Annotated in this window: 15 protein-coding genes and 2 pseudogenes; 11 read left to right on the top strand and 6 right to left on the bottom strand. The window is 58.5% G+C overall.

Annotated features, from left to right (window positions below; all coding sequences use genetic code 11):
- Positions 1–22: 22 nt before the first annotated feature.
- The 3 genes from QXU72_04420 to QXU72_04410 form a co-directional block, all read right to left on the bottom strand.
- Positions 23–859 carry a carbohydrate ABC transporter permease gene (locus tag QXU72_04420; protein MEM0494503.1) on the bottom strand — a complete coding sequence of 279 codons (837 nt, stop codon included), beginning with the start codon at positions 857–859 and terminating at the stop codon, positions 23–25.
- The gene (locus QXU72_04415; protein ID MEM0494502.1) at positions 856–1,749 is read right to left on the bottom strand and encodes a sugar ABC transporter permease; all 894 of its coding nucleotides are present in this window, start codon (positions 1,747–1,749) and stop codon (positions 856–858) included. The genes QXU72_04420 and QXU72_04415 overlap by 4 nt, the downstream gene beginning before the upstream one ends.
- A gap of 64 nt (positions 1,750–1,813) precedes the next feature.
- Positions 1,814–3,178: an ABC transporter substrate-binding protein gene (locus QXU72_04410; GenBank protein MEM0494501.1), complete on the bottom strand. Its 1,365-nt coding sequence runs from the start codon at positions 3,176–3,178 to the stop codon at positions 1,814–1,816.
- 55 nt (positions 3,179–3,233) lie between these two features.
- Here QXU72_04410 and QXU72_04405 point away from each other — a divergent pair, with 55 nt between their 5' ends.
- From QXU72_04405 to QXU72_04395, 3 genes are all read left to right on the top strand, one after another.
- Positions 3,234–4,487: a glycosyltransferase gene (locus QXU72_04405; protein ID MEM0494500.1), complete on the top strand. Its 1,254-nt coding sequence runs from the start codon at positions 3,234–3,236 to the stop codon at positions 4,485–4,487.
- Between the two features lie 311 nt (positions 4,488–4,798).
- Entirely contained in the window at positions 4,799–5,047 is a 249-nt protein-coding gene (locus QXU72_04400; GenBank protein ID MEM0494499.1) for an AbrB/MazE/SpoVT family DNA-binding domain-containing protein, read from the top strand.
- A complete protein-coding gene (locus tag QXU72_04395; GenBank protein MEM0494498.1) occupies positions 5,025–5,426 on the top strand; it encodes a type II toxin-antitoxin system VapC family toxin in 402 nt (133 codons plus the stop codon). The genes QXU72_04400 and QXU72_04395 overlap by 23 nt, the downstream gene beginning before the upstream one ends.
- Positions 5,427–5,562: 136 nt before the next feature.
- Here the strand turns inward: QXU72_04395 and QXU72_04390 are convergent.
- Positions 5,563–6,087, bottom strand: a pseudogene (locus QXU72_04390) (beta-propeller domain-containing protein).
- A gap of 324 nt (positions 6,088–6,411) precedes the next feature.
- Between QXU72_04390 and QXU72_04385 the strand changes: the two are divergent.
- The gene (locus QXU72_04385; protein ID MEM0494497.1) at positions 6,412–6,747 is read left to right on the top strand and encodes a nucleotidyltransferase domain-containing protein; all 336 of its coding nucleotides are present in this window, start codon (positions 6,412–6,414) and stop codon (positions 6,745–6,747) included.
- A gap of 84 nt (positions 6,748–6,831) precedes the next feature.
- Positions 6,832–7,032, top strand: a pseudogene (locus tag QXU72_04380) (HepT-like ribonuclease domain-containing protein).
- A 47-nt stretch (positions 7,033–7,079) separates the two neighbouring features.
- Here QXU72_04380 and QXU72_04375 read toward each other — a convergent pair.
- Positions 7,080–7,352 carry a hypothetical protein gene (locus QXU72_04375; protein ID MEM0494496.1) on the bottom strand — a complete coding sequence of 91 codons (273 nt, stop codon included), beginning with the start codon at positions 7,350–7,352 and terminating at the stop codon, positions 7,080–7,082.
- A 235-nt stretch (positions 7,353–7,587) separates the two neighbouring features.
- Here QXU72_04375 and QXU72_04370 point away from each other — a divergent pair, with 235 nt between their 5' ends.
- The 5 genes from QXU72_04370 (at position 7,588) to QXU72_04350 (ending at position 16,129) form a co-directional block, all read left to right on the top strand.
- Positions 7,588–8,850 (top strand): extracellular solute-binding protein, encoded by a 1,263-nt coding sequence (locus QXU72_04370; protein MEM0494495.1) that lies wholly within the window; start codon positions 7,588–7,590, stop codon positions 8,848–8,850.
- 55 nt (positions 8,851–8,905) lie between these two features.
- Positions 8,906–9,835 carry a sugar ABC transporter permease gene (locus QXU72_04365; protein ID MEM0494494.1) on the top strand — a complete coding sequence of 310 codons (930 nt, stop codon included), beginning with the start codon at positions 8,906–8,908 and terminating at the stop codon, positions 9,833–9,835.
- A 1-nt stretch (position 9,836) separates the two neighbouring features.
- Entirely contained in the window at positions 9,837–10,748 is a 912-nt protein-coding gene (locus QXU72_04360) for an ABC transporter permease subunit (protein ID MEM0494493.1), read from the top strand.
- A 210-nt stretch (positions 10,749–10,958) separates the two neighbouring features.
- Entirely contained in the window at positions 10,959–14,501 is a 3,543-nt protein-coding gene (locus QXU72_04355; GenBank protein MEM0494492.1) for a hypothetical protein, read from the top strand.
- A 65-nt stretch (positions 14,502–14,566) separates the two neighbouring features.
- Positions 14,567–16,129 carry a hypothetical protein gene (locus QXU72_04350; GenBank protein MEM0494491.1) on the top strand — a complete coding sequence of 521 codons (1,563 nt, stop codon included), beginning with the start codon at positions 14,567–14,569 and terminating at the stop codon, positions 16,127–16,129.
- 39 nt (positions 16,130–16,168) lie between these two features.
- Here QXU72_04350 and QXU72_04345 read toward each other — a convergent pair whose 3' ends face one another.
- Positions 16,169–17,119: a trypsin-like peptidase domain-containing protein gene (locus tag QXU72_04345; GenBank protein MEM0494490.1), complete on the bottom strand. Its 951-nt coding sequence runs from the start codon at positions 17,117–17,119 to the stop codon at positions 16,169–16,171.
- Positions 17,120–17,181: 62 nt separating this feature from the next.
- Between QXU72_04345 and QXU72_04340 the strand changes: the two genes are divergently transcribed.
- Positions 17,182–18,333, top strand: coding sequence for an MFS transporter (locus tag QXU72_04340; GenBank protein ID MEM0494489.1), 1,152 nt, complete (start codon positions 17,182–17,184; stop codon positions 18,331–18,333).
- Positions 18,334–18,480: the final 147 nt, after the last annotated feature.

The following is an 18,480-nucleotide window of genomic DNA, read 5'->3' as shown; positions in this document are numbered from 1 at the left end:
CAATCACAGCTTTTCGGGCGAGCTAGCCCTTGACGCCCCAGCCGACGAAGCCCCTGATGTAGAACCTTCTCAGAAGTACGTAGACGAGCAGGGGAGGGAGCATAGCTATGATCGAGCCAGCGCTGAGGAGACCCCAGTCGATGTGGTACTCCCCCTTTAGCAGGGCGAGTCTCTGGGTGACCACGTAGTTGGAAGGAGAGGGTAGGAAGACGAGCGCGTAGAAGAAGTCTCCCCAGACCCACGTGAACTGGATTGCTGAGGCTGCTAGTAGGGCCGGCAAGCTCACGGGGATCAGGATCCTCCACAAGATGGTGAGCTCGGAGGCCCCGTCGATCCTAGCTGCTTCTACTAGGCTGGTTGGGATTAGTCGGAAGTAGTTCCTCATAAAGAAGGTGATCCACGGCGTCCCCCAAGCGCTGTGAAGGAGGATTAGGCCGAGGAGCTGGTCGAGCAGGCCTACTCTGGAGTAGAGGATGAAGAGCGGGATGACTACCATCTGCTGCGGGACTGACATCATGAAGAGGATAGCGATGAAGAGAGCCGTCCTGTACCTTAGGGGAATGTACGTGAGTGTGTAGGCCATCATCGCAGCCAGGGCTACGGGTAGCATAGTGCTGAGCGCTGCTATCGTGAGAGAGTTTCGGAATCCTAAGGCGAAGTCGTACCAGGGGTTGAAGAGCACTTCGGCGTAGTTCTTCAGCGAGTAGCTTCCGCTGAGCGTCCACCACCCCTGCAGGATAACTTCGGTGTACGGTTTAACCGACATGACGATGAGTGCGGCGAAAGGTAGGAGCCAGAGCGCGGCGAATAGCCAGAGCAGTAGGGTTTTAGCGAGTTTCATCGGCTGAGTCCTCTTCACGCCTGCTCACCCCTGAGAAGGGTTCTAACGTACCAAGCAGCGGGGATGAGCGTGATGAGAGCTAGGAACACCGCGACCGCGGACGCTTTCCCATACTCCAGCGCTGCCGCGAAGTAGTTGTACATTACTAGCGCGAGAACCGTTGAGGAGCCCCCGGGACCGCCTCCCGTCACCACGTACACGATGTCGAAGATCTTGAGCACCCACATGATAGTCATGAGCGCGACGACGAGCATCACTGGCTTCAGCTGCGGCGCCACTACCTTGGCGAAGATCTCCCAGTCCGAAGCCCCGTCGATCACTGCAGCTTCGATCACGCTTTTGGGGATCGATTCAAGCCCCGCGAGGTAAAGCGTCACGCTGAAGCCCAGCCACAACCAGATAGAGCCTAGGATTAAAGCTAGCAGGGAGGTCTGCGGGTAGATCGTCCACGTTTTCGAGAAGGACGGGATGCCTAGTGCGCTGAAAATCTTCGGAAATATCCCGATATCGCCGTCGAACATGAAGCGGATCACTAGACCGCTCACCACGCCTGGAAGCACCATGCCGATGAATACCACACCGGCGATCACGCTCGAGCCGGGCACGTCACGGATCAGATACGCGATCACGAGCCCGAGGAAGACAACCGCGGGAACTGCTATGAGAATCCAGACAGCGTTGTGAACTAGAGCGCCCCAGGGCGGGTAGGGTCCTGGGTCTAGCAGCACCAGTGCCTTTAGCGGTATCTGCTCGCTCAGAACTCCCACGTAGTTATCTAGGGTAAGCCCACTGCTCGAGGATAAGCTGATAACGACTGTCGCCGCTATGGGGTATAACACCCAGATGGACAGCACCGCAAGAGGCAGCCCGAGCAGGACTACCAGGTCCCTAAAGGTTCCGGAAGGCAAAAACCCCCACCGAGTAATCTTGGTAAAGAAACTTTCTCTTATTTTTTCACCCTCACTTCTTTACCTAAGGCTTCGGCTGGGCTCTCTCGAGGGTTGAGAGCACGGCATCCACTCTGCCGGGGTCAACCCACAGCAGCTTCAGCTGGTCCCAGAACAGCTTCTGCCAGTCGCCACCGATGGAGTCGTCGAGGTCGGGGAGGATTGCGAGCCCGCGGCCAGCAATCTTCGTGTACACGGACTGCATCGGCTTCCAGAGCCTTTCAACCGGGATCTTCGTCCACGTTGGAACTTTTCCGGACGGAACGCTCGCGTGAACTCCCTGACCTTCGGTAGCTAGCCACTTAACGAAGTCGAGGGCAGCCTCAACGTTCTTAGAGTACTTGGGGATGAAGCAGTAATCGGCTCCTCCGACCACTCCCTTTGCCTCAGGTAGTGGGAAGAAGTCGAGGTCGTTGGGATCGTCCACCATGCCGGTGATCCAAGTACCCATGAAGTAGAGCCCGTACTCGCCAGCCCACCACTTCGGTATAGCTGTAGTCCACTCGATCGGTTCGCTGAAGAAGCGCTCTCTCAGCAGCGGGACAAGCTTGTCGACGAACACGCTCCTTACTACGGGATCGGTGAACCTGACCTTGCCCGTGATGAGATCCAGCTGAACCTGAGGCCCTCCGTACGCGATTATAAAGTGCTCTGTGACGTCGCTCATCGGCCAGCCGACGCCGTCACCAGTCGCGATCGGGTTTTTCACCCCCGGAATACCCTTGATCTTGCTCAGTAGCGCGACGAACTCGCTGTAGGATTTCGGCTCGCTCAGCCCGTTCTTCTCGAAGAATGACTTCCTATACCAGAAGCCCGGCTTAAGCCACATCGTGAAGGGAGCGCCCCACACTCTCCCGTCCGCTTTCACCGCGTCCACGATGCCGGGCACGTACTCTTTCTCGTTGATCACGCCGGTCAAGTCAACGAGGTGCCCTTCCTTACCCATTTTCGCGATGAACCAAGCCCACCCGAAGATCACGTCTCCGGGAGCTAAACCGGCTGCGAACTGAACCGGCATTATCGCCGCAACATCCTCTGCTCGCATGGTCCTGTACTCGATTTCCACGTTGGGATGCGTTCTCACGTACTCCTTGATCACAGCATCGAAGTACTCTGCCTCCTTTCCAGCCCAAGGCCCGATCACAACCAGCTTGACCTTAGCGGGAGCGGAGGGTGCGGGTGGCGGGGCTCCGGCAGCTCCTTCAAGTCTGCTGACTCGAGTGGAGAGCGCGTCGATCTCTCTCCTGAGCTCGCCGATAGAGATCCCCAAAGCCGCAATCTGCCCCTCAATGCTTGTTACCGTCAACAAGACGTACGCGCTAACTACAAGCGACACGACGGCAAGCGCTATCGCGGCCAGTGGTAACAACCGCTGTTGTTTCTCGCTCATCGGACTTTTATCGTGATCGCTATATATAAATATTGCGCTCAACTTTCACAGAAAGGTGGTAGAAATCCGCGCGCAGCCCAGGTACTCGAGAAAAGTTGAGGAGTACATCCCCGCTGTCGGCTTGCGCGACATCGAGGAGCTTCAGCAGCTTGCAGAGAGACTGAAGGGCGTCAGCATCGTACACGTGAATTCGACAGCCTATGGCGGTGGAGTTGCGGAAATCCTGCACAGCATGGTTCCGCTGATGCGGTCTCTAGGTCTCGACGCCTACTGGGAGGTTTTGGAAGCTGAGGACGAGTTCTTCCAGGTGACCAAGAAGATGCATAATGGGCTTCAGGGCGACGTGAGGCTTTCACTCAGCGAGAGCGATTGGAGAACCTACCTCCGCTGGAACGAGTACAATGCAGAGATTCTTAACCTCGACGCGGACATTGTGCTCGTTCACGATCCACAGCCCATGGCTCTCCCCCTTTTCAGGCGCGGGAAGGGTGTATGGGTCTGGAGGTGCCATATCGATATCCATGCTCCAAACCCCAACTTCTGGAATCGCGTGTCAACCCTTCTACCCTACTACAGCGCCGTGATTGTGCACAGCGAAGAGTACGTGAAGCCGGAGTTCGCGGACCGCGCCTACGTCTCGCCGCCGAGCATCGACCCTCTCAGCGACAAAAACCGGGAGCTGGAGCGGAGCGATGTGGAGAGGGTGCTTTCGAGGTTCGGCGTGGATCCGAGCAAGCCGACGCTGGCGAAGGTTGCGAGATTTGACCCGTGGAAGGACGTGTTCGCAGCAATAGACGTGGCGAGAACCCTGAAGAAGAGCATGCCGGACGTCCAGCTGCTTCTCATATCCTCGATGGCCAGAGACGACCCGGAGGGCGCGTTGTTCTACGAGAAAGTTCTCGAGTACGTTGCCGGCGACCCCTCAATCCACATACTAACTGATGCGATTGGAGTCCGAGACTTAGAAGTGAACGCTTTCCAGAGGGCGACCACGGTGGGGCTCCACACAGCCACCAGAGAGGGCTTCGGCCTCGCGGTGACTGAGATGCTTTGGAAGAAGGTCCCGGTCGTCGCGAGGCCTGTCGGCGGGGTGAAGAAGCAGGTTCTAGACGGGGTCACCGGGCTCACAGCGTGGAGCGTGGAGGAGCTGGCAGAAAGGGCTTTACTTCTGCTAAAGAGCGAGGAGCTCAGGAGGAAGCTGGGAGATGCCGGCAGAGAGCACGTGAGGCAAAACTTCGTGATTACTAAGCACGTGGGCCGATACCTCACCTTGTTCTCCAGCCTCCTCAGCAAGAGCGCTGCAAACTAGGTGGGCCGACAACCTCCCTGGTGGCAGCGTGGAGTAGCTGTGCACAATCCCTGACGCTCAAGCTAAGCTGGAACGCGGGCAGGCAGTCCCGCTGGACCCGGGTTTTTCTACCGTCGCGGGAGAAGAGTGAAACTACCACGCGGGCTCAGCGGCAAGCGAGCCTACAGCGTGAGTCCACACGTGAGCATCTAGCTTCATCGCCCTCACCAGAACAGCACGGATTGCCGTTTCCACTGTGACAGGGCCCACGTGCGGGGACTCGAAGCTTGGTTTAACGTTAAACTTATCAGTGGATGTGTTTAACTTTTCCCGTGGTTGAGAGGTATAGGGTTAAAGTGCACCGCAAAGGGATCATTGTGATCCCCGCGGCTGTCAGGAGGAGGCTAGGCATCGCTGAGGGCTCCTACATAGACCTTGTCGTGGATGAGAGCGGGGTGCGGCTGCTCACTCCTCTGGATCTGAGGAGAGCGTTCGGCATCGACGGCGAGAAAGCTCTCGAAGTGGTCAAGCTGATCTCCGAGGCGAGGAGGGAGGAGCTTGAGAAAGAGTTTCGTGCTTGACGCCGGGGTCCTCGCTCTCTACTTCGCCGGCAGGGAGGATGCGAGGAAGTACGTTGAAGCAGCTTACGAGCGCGGCTACGCGGTCTACGTTTGCGAAGTGAACCTGGCAGAGTTTCTCTACAGCTACGCCCGTGTTTTCGGCTGGGAAGCTGCGCTGGCGAGGAACGCGCTGGTCAGGCGCAGCCCCGTCAAGGTCGTAGGGGTGGACGAGCAGCTCACGCTTGAGGCAGCTGCGCTGAAGCTGAAGCACTGGCAGAAACTCTCGCTAGCGGACTGCTACCTCCTCGCCCTGGCTAAGCGGCTGAACGCGGCGGTAGTCACCACGGACTCGAACGTCGCCTACGCTCGCGAAGCCCCAGCGGTGCGCTTACCTATTTAACTGCCCGGCTCTCCGGCTCGATGAGCAAGGTGTTAGCGGCTTGACGATCACCTGTGGAGAGTTCTGCGTAATCCCATTGAACTGGGTTGGAGAGCTCAGACAACGCGGCGGGGTTAAAGGAAGTGCATAGGTATCCTTACTGCAGCCCACTTTCCTCACTTCCACTGCCACGGTCGCGACTGTAACCGTGAGAGATGAAACCCCTCTCCACCTTAACCACCTTTAGGGGCTGATGATCCCAACCGTCGACGTCATGCCCCCCTGAAGAGTAGGATGAGAACCTCTGCATCACGGCATAGGCGCGGAAGACTACGGCCTCACACCCCTTTTCTAGATCTCGACCCCGTAGAAGCCCTTTAGCAGCTACCTGTTTGAAGCTGTCTGCGTCGAACACTTTGACTCGGTTCGGGGAGGCTGTCTCGCTTCCGATGTAGAGGCTCCTCGAAGCCCCCGGGTGCTCCAGGAGGGTCGTGAAGCTCACAGCCCTCCCCTCGACTTCGAAGACCGCGACCCCTCCTATGTTGCCCCGAGCAGTCAAGGGGATGAGCGCCAAGCTCCTGCTGAGCCAGACCTGGACCGCGTGGTGGTCCTGGAGGGCTGGCGAGTAAGCACCAGCCAGCTTGACGCTCGAGATTTCGCGCATCGCGCCGGGGTCTGAGACGTCGAAAAGCGATCCTCAAATAAGGTTAGATCACAGCTAGAATCACGTTTTGCCTCCATGGTGTCTCGCGCATTTAAGTTCTTGTGGGTATGAGAAGTTCAAGACCCTGATTATTCTAGCTTCTCCCTTAGGCGTGTAGTGATCTCGGAGAGGGGGTTTGTGAACGCTTTGGGGCCCACGGCTCGCGATATACCTTCATAGCCGATACTTTCCGTCTTCTGCGTTTAGCTGCTTGCCCGTGCGCGCAGCTACTTTTAACTCGCTGAATCCCTTTATACTCCTGCACCGATTGGAAGGCGTGTTGCGCTTGGAGGGGTGAGGAAGGTGAGGGGTGAGTATGAGCTTAACTCTCTAATAGAAAGGATTAAAGAATTTCCAGAGACTCTAGCTATTATCCTCTTTGGCTCCTACGTTAGGGGTGCCGTAAAGGGTACCTCGGACATTGACAACGCGGTTATCGTTAGGAAGCCTGATAAGCAGGTGGAGGCTGAGATTGGCAGCATGTACTCGCCTTACTTTGACGTTGTGCTGTTCCACCGTTTACCGCTGCACATACAGTTCGAGGTTTTGAAGCACGGGAGGGTGGTCTTCTGCCGCGACGAAGAAGAGCTCCTCGAAGTAAAGCGCAGAGTGCTCAGAGAGTACTTAGATACCGCGTAGATGTACGAGAGAGTGAAGAAGAGAGTCCTACATGAGGATAGTGGATCTCATTCTAAGGTTTGAAACCCACTAAAACCCTCAACGTATAGAGAGACGTTTGAATTGCTGTACCGGCACTCTTTGATTGACAGGGAAACTCTTGAGAGTTCAAAGAGGCTGATCTTTCTTAGGAATTTGATTGCGCACGAGTACTACAGGATTACCGAGCGGGAGCTCCTCGAAATGGTGGAATTGATTGAGAAGATGGAAAAGTTTGCTAAAAACGTGAAGTTTATGCAGAAATGAAGGATTCCCACGGATAGTCTTACGCTGGAGGCGGCACTAAGCCTTTTTCACATGAGTACGAGCTCAAGTGGTTTGAGCTCGCCTTTTACTGGGTCAACTTCTAGGCCGAGCTCCTCTAGGGTGACGCCGCCGAGAAGATAGCATCTTCGTCTCCGAACACTGCTATGGTTTCGCGTTTGAATGCCATTCACCTCTATGCCGATGATTCCATCCTTCCTTTCGATAACCTGGCTGCTAGCGAGCCTGAACTTCCTCCCGGTGCTTTTGACGCGGAGGGATCTGAGGAGGTTTATGAGAGCAACAGTCGCTCGGCAACACAACCGCTCCTGAGAGTGAAGCTAGCTTTGAGGAGCTGAAGAGCTTGCGAGGAGTTTGAGCTGAAGGCTCAAGCAGCGAAGCTCTAGCGGTGAGCGGGTGTCTGGTGATTGCAGCTGCTCCGAAGTGATGCTCTTCTGCAGCTTTAACAGATGGTAACTCTGGGGAGGAGGGATGCGAATATACTCATTAAGTATGTTTGGAAATGCTTAAATAGAGGAATATGGAGTCTGTTCCTGTATGGGGGAGAAAGCTAAACCCAGGAAGACTTTCCTCTACGCTGGTATAGCTATCATCGTGATTGCTGTTCTCGCTTTAGCTGCTCTGTGGCCGACGCTATTCCCACCCGCTCCCCCAGCCCCCTCTGCCCCCAAGCCCGTGAAAGTGGTTATCTGGACCGCCTGGACTGGCGGCGAGTACGATGCCCTGAAAGCAGTAGTGGAAGACTTCAAGGCGAAGAACCCTAACTACGAGATAGATATCGTCAACGTGCCTTTCGACCAGCTGAAAGGTAAGGTGATTCAAGCCGTCCCCGTGGGGGAGGGCCCCGACCTCTTCACAGGGCCTCATGACTGGACTGGTGAGCTTGCTGCCGCAGGCGTTGTCGTCGATATTTCGAAGGAGATTGCCGCGTTTAGAGGAGAGTACATGGAGAGCGCGCTAGCCGGTGTGGAGCTCAAGGGGAAAGTCTACGGGCTCCCCGAGAGCATTAAGCTGCCCGCGCTGATCGTCAACAAAAAGCTCCTGCCCACCCCGCCTAAGACGCTGAGCGAGCTCTGGCCTCTCATGGACCAGTTCAAGGCTAGGGGCATGTACGCGCTCGCCTACGACGTGATGAACGCGTACTTCAGCAGCTGCTGGTTCTACGGTTTAGGCGCTTACTACCTGGATCCCAACACGCTGGAGACGGCGCTTGACAGCCCAGGCGCGGTGCAGGCTTTCGAGATCATCAAGAGGTTCAGCGAGTACCTGCCGCCGGACATCGGCTACGACATGATGGTTAACCTCTTCATGAACGAGAAGGCTGCGATGGCTATCAACGGGCCCTGGTGGATCGGCGACCTGAAGAAGAAGTTCGGCGAGAACCTTGAAGGGATAGAGATCACCCTTATCCCGGCGATCGACGGCAAGCCTGCGAGGCCTTTCATGACTGTCGAGGCTGTTTTCGTGACGAAGAACGCGGCCGACAAGGGTATCCTTAAAGAGGTCGTCGAGCTCGCGCGCTACATCACTGGAGAGGCTTCGGTGAAGCTGGCGAAGCTTGCGGGCCACGTGCCCACCTGGAAGAAAGCGCTCGACGACCCAGCGATCAAGGGAGACAAGGTCCTGGCTGGCTTCATGCAGCAAGCTCAGTACGGCGTCCCAATGCCCAACGTCCCTGAAGTTGCGAAAATGTGGGAGGTCACGCCGGCCTACATCACCCAGGTCTACCAGGGTAAGATGAGCCCTAGCGACGCCGCTAGGGCGGCGGCAGCTGAGCTGAGAGCAAAGCTGAAGGGTTGAGCTCTGCGGAACATTTTAAGTTTTTTCTGAATTCCTTTTTTCGAAGGTGGTCGCTGTGAGTATACGGAAGTACCGGGCGCCGCTCCTCTTCCTGCTTCCAGCTTTCGCGCTCTTAGCAGTTGTGAGCATCTACCCGCTGGCATTCGGCGTCTACATGGCTTTCACCAACATCTCGACCACTAAGGGTAAGTGGCTCAGCTGGGACTTTGTCGGCTTGGAGAACTTCGCCCGTATCGCTAGAGAGCTTGCATCGCCGGATTCAAACCTTTTCAGAGCGCTTGTGAACACTGTCGTCTTCACGGTCGTCAACGTGACGCTCCAGGTTGTCACCGGCGTGGCGTATGCTTTCATGCTTAACGCGAGATCGCTCCCGCTCAAGAGACTTTGGAGAACGCTGATGATCGTTCCCTGGGCTGTTCCGGGCTACATCAGCATCATGGCCTGGCTCTTCCTGTACCAGTACTCGTACGGCTACGTGAACCAGCTCCTGCTGAACCTCGGCTTACCCCGCGTGGACTGGCTAGGGCAGACGCTGGATACTTTCTGGCCTTGGGTCTCGATAAACCTCACCAACACCTGGCTCGCTTACCCATTCATAATGACAGTCACGCTGGCAGCCCTCCAGAGCGTCCCTCCGGAGCTGGTCGACGCTGCGAAGGTGGATGGGGCCTCCACCTGGGGAGTCTTCAGGGCTGTCGTGTTCCCCCACATACTCCCACCGCTCACAGTAGCTACCGTGCTAACCACGATCACTACCTTCCAGCAGTTCGGCGTGGTCTGGCTCCTCACCGGGGGCGGCCCAGCGATCGTAGTCCCCGGCATAGGCACCCTCTACACGACCGAGCTGCTGATGACCTACGGCTTCAGGACGATATGGCAGTACGGCGACTACGGCTACGGAGCCGCCTACAGCCTTCTCATAGCTGCTTTAGTAGTGCCCGCGAGCATCTACGCGATGAAGAAGATGAGGGTTGTGGGTGAGTAGCGTGAAGCGGAGAAACATCGCGGTATCGCTTCTGCTTCTAGTTTTCGCCGCTCTAGCGTCCTACGTAGCGGTCTACCCCTTCTTCTGGATCATCGGCACAAGCTTAAGGGAGTTTGGAGCCTCCCTGCCGACCAGCCTCATCAGCCTGTGGGAGGTGCTCCTGCCCCTTCCCGAGAAACTGCCGAGCAGCTACCAGAGCACCGCCTACTACACGCTGATCTTCAACACGAAGTTCCTCACGTTCATGAGGAACAGCTTACTCGTCGGCACGCTCACAACCCTTCTCGCGGTGATCGTGGGCACAATGTCCGGCTACGCCTTCAGCAGGTACAACTTCCCTGGGAGGAGGAAGATCCTCTGGTTCCTCCTGGTCCTCAACAGCATCCCGGGGCTCGTGACCTTCATCCCCCTCTACAGGCTCCTAGTCACCTACGATCAAGCCCTCCGCGCAGTCGGGCTCCCAAAGGGGCTCCTCTTAGGGCCCGGCGGCCTCGTGCTCGTGTACCTGGCGGGAAGCATCCCCTACTCTACATGGTTCCTCAAAACATTCTTCGACTCTATACCGCGGGAAGTCGAGGAGCAGGCGCTCGTGGACGGCGCCTCACCGTGGGAAGTCTACCTGAAGATCACCCTTCCTCTAGCAGCACCCGGGATAGCGGCGATCGCCATCCTCGTCTTCATCGGAGTCTGGAACGAGTTCATGCTGGCGACTCTCCTGTTGGGAAACGAAGACTACTACACGCTACCTGTCTTCATCACTCAGCTCCGGAACCAGCAGTACGCAAGCAGCTACGGCGGAATTCCGGCCTTTGCTGCAGCAAGCATCATGGCGTCCATCCCTGTCTTAATCCTCTTCGTGGTCAGCCAAAGGTACCTCCGAGCGGGCCTCACGATGGGAGCTGTTAAAGCCTAGCTGCGGGAATTCAGGAGAATTCTAAAGCACATTCTCGAGCTTCGGCAGGCAATTCTCAACCCGCGCATCCAGCGGCAGGAAAGCTCCGGCACAGAGCGGGGGAGAGGGAGTTGCACGACCTGGAGCTGCTATCGAAATGCAGTCCATTTCCTAAATATTAGCTTTTCTAACAGAAGTTTTATAACAATGGATTAGTGACATTTCTTGCCGGTGAGGTGGTTGAAGCGCCTCGCAGCCATTCTCACGATCATCGTCCTGCTGCAGCCTCTACTCGGTTTAGCTGCCGCTCAAGCGCAGCCGGTAGTGGAGGAGCGGGGAACGGTCGTCTACGTGAACACCGGCGTAGCTGAGCTTTCGATCTCGCTTGAGGGAGGTCGCCCTGTTAGCTGGCTGGTGGATGGGGTGGAGTTGGCTGCTAACGCTGGGAGTAGGGGTGCGATGGGTAAGAGCTACCCGCTGTACGACTGGCTCCCCACTCAGAGCTGGCCAGGCCTTATCGTCTCCGCGAAGTTCACCGCAGAAGTAGAGCGCCCTCAAGCCGGGGTGGCGGTAGTCCGGCTTAAAGCGGAGATCCCAGTCACCAGCATCACGGGGACTACTGGAAGAGTGCAGGTAACGAGAGAGTACGTCTTCACCCAGGGGAAGCGCGCTTTCACCGTGAAGGTGACGCTCCTCAACCTGGGTACGACCCCTCTAGTGATCGAGGTGAACTGGGATGGCGCCAGGATTGGCTACACTTTCGCCGTGACAGGGGTTGTCGGGACCAGCAAGGATAACGACTGGCAGCTCTGGGTGGACGGCAACACTCTCCACACGAGAGACCCGAACCAGAGGGAGAGCTGGGTTAGGCGGAAGAGCTCCACTGTACGGGTGATCGGCATCTACGACCCGGAGGAGAAGGGAATCATGCTCGCCCGGCTCCACAACGCCACCGCAGCTCTCTGGCTGGAAGCGGACGTCTGGGGTCTCGAGGTGAGAGCGGAGTACCCGACGCTTCAGCTGAAGCCTGGAGCCCCCGTCACCTTCATCTACACGGTTTACGGTGGCTCGCCGGACAACCTGGATCTCGAGGGCTTCGCCGATGTCAAGGCCCTGCTGAGGGGAGAGGCTCCTCCCGCGCCCCCTGCAGTTGAGCGCAGCCCTCCATCTATGCCGCAGCCCACCGGGGTGATCAAGTACTCGCTCGAGAGAGATTCCGTGCTCGTGGACACCGGTGTTGCTAGGCTGCTGCTGTCGCTTGAGGGAGGTCGCCCTGTTAGCTGGCTGGTGGATGGGGTGGAGTTGGCTGCTAACGCTGGGAGTAGGGGTGCGATGGGTAAGAGCTACCCGCTGTACGACTGGCTCCCCACTCAGAGCTGGCCAGGCCTTATCGTCTCCGCGAAGTTCACCGCAGAAGTAGAGCGCTTCAACGGTACGGTGCTCGTGCTCAAGCTTTCGGCTAGCGTGCCCTTCACCACCGCTGCAGGGGACCAGACCGTGCTCGCCGTCACTAAGAGGTTCACTTTCTACGCTGGCCTCTACGGCTTCGACCAGGAGGTGACGATCTCGAACGCCGGCAAAGTAGCTATGGAGAGCAAGGTCGTCTGGGACCGGACCATTGGATACACTTTCGCGGTGACCGGCGTGATCGGCGCAAGAGGGGAGGACGACTGGCAAGCTTGGGAAGATTCCAGCGGCGTCCACCTGCTCAGCCCAAGCGATAAGCTTCACTTCACCTGGAAGTCGGCCCCCGACCTGCTTTGGATCGGCATGCTCGACCCCGGCGAGAACGCGGGCATAATCGCTTACCTTGTAACGCCCGGCGCCACGGTCGCGTGGCTCGAGGCAAGCACGTGGGGCACGGAGGTGAGAGCTGAGTACCCGCCCTTCGCCCTCAAGCCGGGCGAGAGCGTCACCTTCAAGTACAGGGTGTTCGGCGGCCCCCTCGACCGGCTAGCAGACTACGGCTACCCCCACCTCCACGCTCAGCTTGCCAGCGCTCTAGCAGCTCTAGCGCTCAGCTTTAACGTGACTACAGACAAGCTCTTCTACGCTCCAGGCGAGGCGGTGCGCGTAACCGTCAGCGCCGCCTACAGGCGGGGAGCGGCTACAGGCTACCTCGACTACCCGGGCGGCAGGGTAGCGCTCGAGCTCTCGCCTAAGCCTACGACTCGCACTCTAGAGGTTAGGGCGCAGAGCGCGCAGGGAGTTCAGTCGATAACCCTCACCTTAACTGTCGAGCAGATCACCGTCACTCGAGAAGTGAGGATCGGCGTCGTCAACAGGGCTGCCTGGGGCGAGCCGCTGAAGCTCGTCTTCGTGTGGCACCACCACCAGGGTATCAACATGTGGCCTAACGGGACCTTCCACGGGCCCTGGGCTTTCACGCACACCTACGAGGACGAGTTCAAGCCTTACTACGAGGGGGGCGCCTACCTCGTCCAGGCGAAGATCCTCAGCAAGTACCCTGCAGTGAAGATGGTGTACCACCTGAGCCCGAGCCTCCTCTGGCAGTGGGAGTACGGGTTGAAGTACGGCTTCTACGACGGCATGAGTGGGCGGTTCGTCGCGCCAGACAGCGCCGAGATGAGGAGAGTAGCGGAAGCCCTCCAGGCGTACAAGCAGCTAGCCGCTAGGGGCCAGATCGAGATCTTCAGCGACTTCTTCAACCACCCGATCCCCGGCTACGTGGTTGACACCTACCCGTGGGGCGCCCGGCTCATGGAGATCGAGCTCGAGTGGGGCTTCGCGGTGACTCAGCGCGTCCTGGGGGTTAGGCCCAAGGGCGCCTGGATCCCTGAGATGTTCTTCAGCGAGAAGCTAGTCCCGATTCTAGCCCGGCACGGCGTCCAGTACATTGTCCTAGACTCCGAGACGCACTACAAGGGCAGCTCGGGGGATAAGCGGGGGATCTACACCCCCTACCTCTACCAGTTTGAGAGCTACCGGCTCGTCGTGCTCTTCCGGGACGCGTACCTTAGCAACGTGATTAGCTTCGAGAACAGGTTCCAGTCACCGCAGGACGCTGAAACCGCTGCGAGGAACTTCGTTCTCGCGGTCGCCTCGAGGAGGTTCGAAGACCCCAGCGCAGAAGTCGTCGTAATCGCGGCTGACGGCGAGAACTGGATGATCTTCAGCCCCACTGTCGCCACAACGGGAATTTTCTTCGAAAGCCTCTGCAGGTACCTCACCGAAGCTAGAGGTATCATCGACACCGCTACAGTGGAGGAGGTAGCTTCGAAGACCAGCGGCCTCCCAGTGCTTAGGAGCATACCAACGGCGAGCTGGGCTGGCGGCAGCGACGTGTGGACAGGAAGCCCGGAGCAGAGGCAGCAGCAGTGGCCGGCAATCGACAGGGCAGCTTCCCTCATCCAGTCTATCGAGAGCAAGTACGGCTCCGACAGCAGAGTCTACAAAGCTGCGCTCTTCGCCATCTTCATGGCTCTCAACAGCGACGTGATCCACAGGTCTTTCCTGTTCGTCCCCCACACCACGACCTGGGCCGAAGTCGTCTCGAAGCTCTACCAGCTGGGTGAAGAGCAAGCAGCGAAGCTCGACCAGCTCGGCCTCAACCTCGAAGCCGAGAGAATCGCCCCCTCCGGACCACCTGCAGGTAGGCCTCCAGAACAGCCTCCAGTGCCTCAACCCTCCCCAGGGCAGCCTTCCCCAGAACTCCCGCCGGCCACCTTCGTGGCTCTAGCACTCATAGCTGCAGCGATCGCTGTCGGAGCAGCTCTGATACTGGCTTACGCACGCTCCACGAAAAAGCCTTAAACTCTTATCAACACTTTTTGTTTTTTGAGAAAACTTTTTATAAGCGAGTGGAGACTTCTTCCCGTATGGGAGGTAAGCCAGCGCCTCTTCTAGCAGCTCTGCTGGTCCTCGCAGCCTCGATGGCCGCCCTCGCTGCAGCGGAGCCCCAGCCCCCATCCCTCTTAAGAAGCTGGGTCGGGAAGCCTCCGGGCGTTACTGAGGTCGTCGCTGTCAGCGCTGGAGAGCTTATCATCTCCGATCCTGCGGACGACCAGTACAAGTTCTACCGCCCGGACTGGAACTGGCCTATCACCAGCGACCTAGACCTTCTGGAGGCGAGGTTCTACAGCGATGGGGGCAACCTCTACCTGAGGTTTAAGCTCTCCACTCTGAAGAGCGAGTACTGCCCCTACATCATGGTGCCGATCGATTTCACTCCTGACGACCCTACTGACGGCTTCAGCGAGTGGCTACCCGACTGGAGCGACGCTAGGCTCGCCTGGAAGTGGGACGCGGTCATTGGTGTCAACTTGGGTAAGGGAGATAAGCCGTTCGTCTTCTACCATAGCTGGGACCCCACCTTCACGGGCCAGCTCGCCTTGGATAAGAGCAGCGGCGTCATAGAGGCTGTAGTCCCCCTCACCAGCCTCCCGGGGTTCCCGAAGAGCGGTAAAGTGAGGCTCACAGTGGTGGTTTTCGCGAACGACTACGGCGGCATATGGGACCCCGGGAAGAACAACGCCTACGATCCCAGGACAGGGATCTTCATCAGCGAAGACTTCTACGCTCCCAACGTGTACGATATCATCGGCCTGGCCAGAACCTGGGATGAGGTCTACGGTAGCTGGGCGAAGGGGATCCGGGAGGTTGCCCCCTACGTGGTTGTCGAGCTCTCTAACGGAGTCTTCGCGGGAACCCCCAAGCTTGAGAGGATGTTAAGCTACGCAAACACGCTCGCGAAGCGCACAGTGATCTGGAAGGTCTGGTCGGTCTCCGATCCTGCGGACGACCAGTACAAGTTCTACCGCCCGGACTGGAACTGGCCTATCACCAGCGACCTAGACCTCAGAGAAGTCACGCTCTGGAGCGATGGCGCTAACCTGCGCTTAAGGTTCAAGCTATCTACGCTGCAGAACCCCTACTGCCCCTACATCATGGTGCCGATCGATTTCACTCCTGACGACCCTACTGACGGCTTCAGCGAGTGGCTACCCGACTGGAGCGATACCAGACTTCCTTGGAAGTGGGACGCGGTAATCGGCATCAACTTGGGTAAGGGAGATAAGCCGTTCGTCTTCTACCATAGCTGGAGCCCCACCTTCACAGGCTCTCTAAGCATCGACGCTTCCAGCGGCGTGATAGAGGTGTCAATACCTCTCTCCGCGCTACCCGGCTTGAGGATCTACAAGGGAGTGGCTCCGATGAGGCTTACCGTAATAACGTTCGCGAACAGCTTCGGCGGCATATGGGACCCCGGGAAGAACAACGCCTACGACCCCGTGACTGGGAGGACGATCACGGAAAATGACTACGCTTCTAACGCTTACGATGTTGCTGGGCAGTCACCAACCTGGGAGGAGCTGTACGGGGGCTGGGCTACCGGAGACTACACTGTCGACACTTCCTTCACAATCGCTATCGCCATTTAACCCGCGAAATAATGTTTTTTCTGTTTTCCCGTACAGCGGCTAGGGGGCCTCCTCCACTTCGACGTCTACATTGAAGGTTGAACCTTTGTAGAGTACGCGGAGCTTAACCGTGGAGCCGACGCCCGCTTTCCGCAGCGCGGCGAGGAGGTCTGTGACGCCCGTGATGGGTTCGCCGTTCACAGCGAGGATAACGGCTCCGGGCCTAACGCCTGCCGCGTGCGCGGGCCCCCTCGGCACAGTTCTCACGACGAGCACCCCTCTCTGCACGGGGAGGCCGAGCTGAGCTGCGACCGCCGGGTTGACGTCGAGCCCGTAGATTCCGATCCAGGGGCGGAGGATCCTGCCGTGCCTCTTAACCTGCTCTAGCGCGTACTTCACCTCGTTGATCGGGATCGCGAAACCGATTCCCTGAGCGAAGGGGATCATCGCCGTCGTGATGCCGACTACCTCCCCGTCAAGGTTCATCAGAGGCCCGCCCGAGTTGCCCGGGTTCACGGCGGCATCCGTCTGGATCAGGTTCTCGTAGATCCTCCCCTCCACGTGCAGCGTCCTGCCGAGCCCGCTCACCACTCCGAGAGTGAGCGAGGGTCCCCCGAGTACCTGCCCGAAGGGGTTACCAATCGCGATGACGAACTGACCCACCTTGAGCTTGCCGCTATCCCCCAGCTTCGCGGGCTTGTGCCCGCTGGTGTCTGCTTCCAGGAAGGCGATGTCGATCTGGGGGTCGGCTGCGAGGACTTCTGCGTGGCTCGCGGAGCCGTCGTGGAAGGATACGGCAACCCTCTCGAAGCCCTCGACTACGTGCGAGTTCGTGGCTACGAGGTTTTCGTCGACGATGACGCCGGAGCCCCAGCCGCGGACAGGCGCCTGAGCGAAGAGCATGTCGACGAGGCGGATGGTGGAAACGCCGACAACGCTCTGTATCGTGCTCTCGTAGACTTCGATAATCCTCCTTTGCAGCTCCTCGACCATAACCTCTCTACCGCACACCTGCTTTATACCTCTATCTACCGAGGGAAATGTTTAAACGCTGTCCGCAGCTCCCATGCAGCGTGGCTGAACCTACCCGGCGGGCGCGGAAGCTTCTCATGGGATACGGCTTCGCGTCCAGCTTCGCGGGCAACCTCGTGGCTCCGTTCTTCGGACTCTTCCTCTTCGAGCTCACGCACGGCAGCTTCCTCCAGACAGGCTTGATCGGGCAAGTTCCCGGCGCGATCTCGGTGCTCATGGGCTACCTTTGGGCCCGCTTCTCCGACAGGAGCGGCCGGAGGAAGCTATTCGTGCAGATATCGATTGCAACCAGCGGGGCAGCGAGCCTAGCGCTGAGCTTCGTCGAGAGCGCTGAGCAGGCTTTCGCGGTGCAGGTAGCCGGAGCCCTCACAGGCAGCGCCGGGGGTGCAGCGTTCTCAGCACTCGTAGCCGAGGTCTTCAAGGAGAGGAGGGGGGAGGCTCTCGGCAGGTACAGCGCCGCGACGGTGCTCGGGGGTTTCCTCGGCAGTCTCGCGTCAGGGGCCCTCTACACCCAAGTAGGCTTCAGGAACGCTTTGAGAGTATCCGCAGCTCTCAACCTGGTTCCGCTCATCCTCATCACGCTCCTCCCCGAGACCAACAGCGGGAAGCCTGAAAGCAGCGGAAAGCTGCTCCCGAGGATCCCACCTAGCTTCTGGAGGCTCTTCACCGCACGCCTGCTGATGTCCCTACCGGGCGCGCTCAGCGGGCCCGTCTTCGCGATCTACTACATCCGCTACCTCGGCGGCTCCCCGGAGAGCTGGGCAGCTCTCTCCGCGGTGACAACCCTCTTCGGCTTGGCCTCCATCCCGTACGGCAGGATGGCCGACAGGCTCCCGGTCAACCGCATGTTCGCGCTAGCCGGGCTCGGCTGGCTTGCCCTGTACACAGGCTACTACCTCTCCCCCAGCCCCTACATCTTCGCCGTCTTCTTCGTGCTCCCAGTGTGGCCCGCCTTCTGGATCGCTTACAGCAAAGCGCTGATGGACGTCAGCGACCAGACTGAGCGAGCCGCCTTATTCGCGTTCGAGAGCATCCTCTCCTCGATCTACGGCGCCGCCTTAGCAGCTCTGTCCGGCTACCTGGCAGACCTCTTCGGCCCGCGGCAGCTCTTCCTCTTATCCGCTGCGTCCGCCGGGCTAGCGGCAGCCGCGGTGCAGCCCCTCGTGAAGGGATTCAGCGCTGCGGAGGGCTAATCGACGGGCTTCATCTGCGAGGGCCTTGGCTTGGGCCGCGCGTCCAGCACTGCTTTCGGCTGCGGCGGCGCTAGCATCTAGCCGAGGCTTTCTGCGCAACAGTACTTTTAAGAGCGGAGAGAGTATGCTGCGGGAGCAGTTTAAGGT

Source organism: Thermofilum sp. (genome assembly GCA_038741495.1).
Lineage (GTDB): Archaea > Thermoproteota > Thermoprotei > Thermofilales > Thermofilaceae > Thermofilum.
The sequence above is the reverse complement of the archived record's forward strand: the minus strand, read 5'-3'. Positions and strand labels throughout refer to the sequence as shown.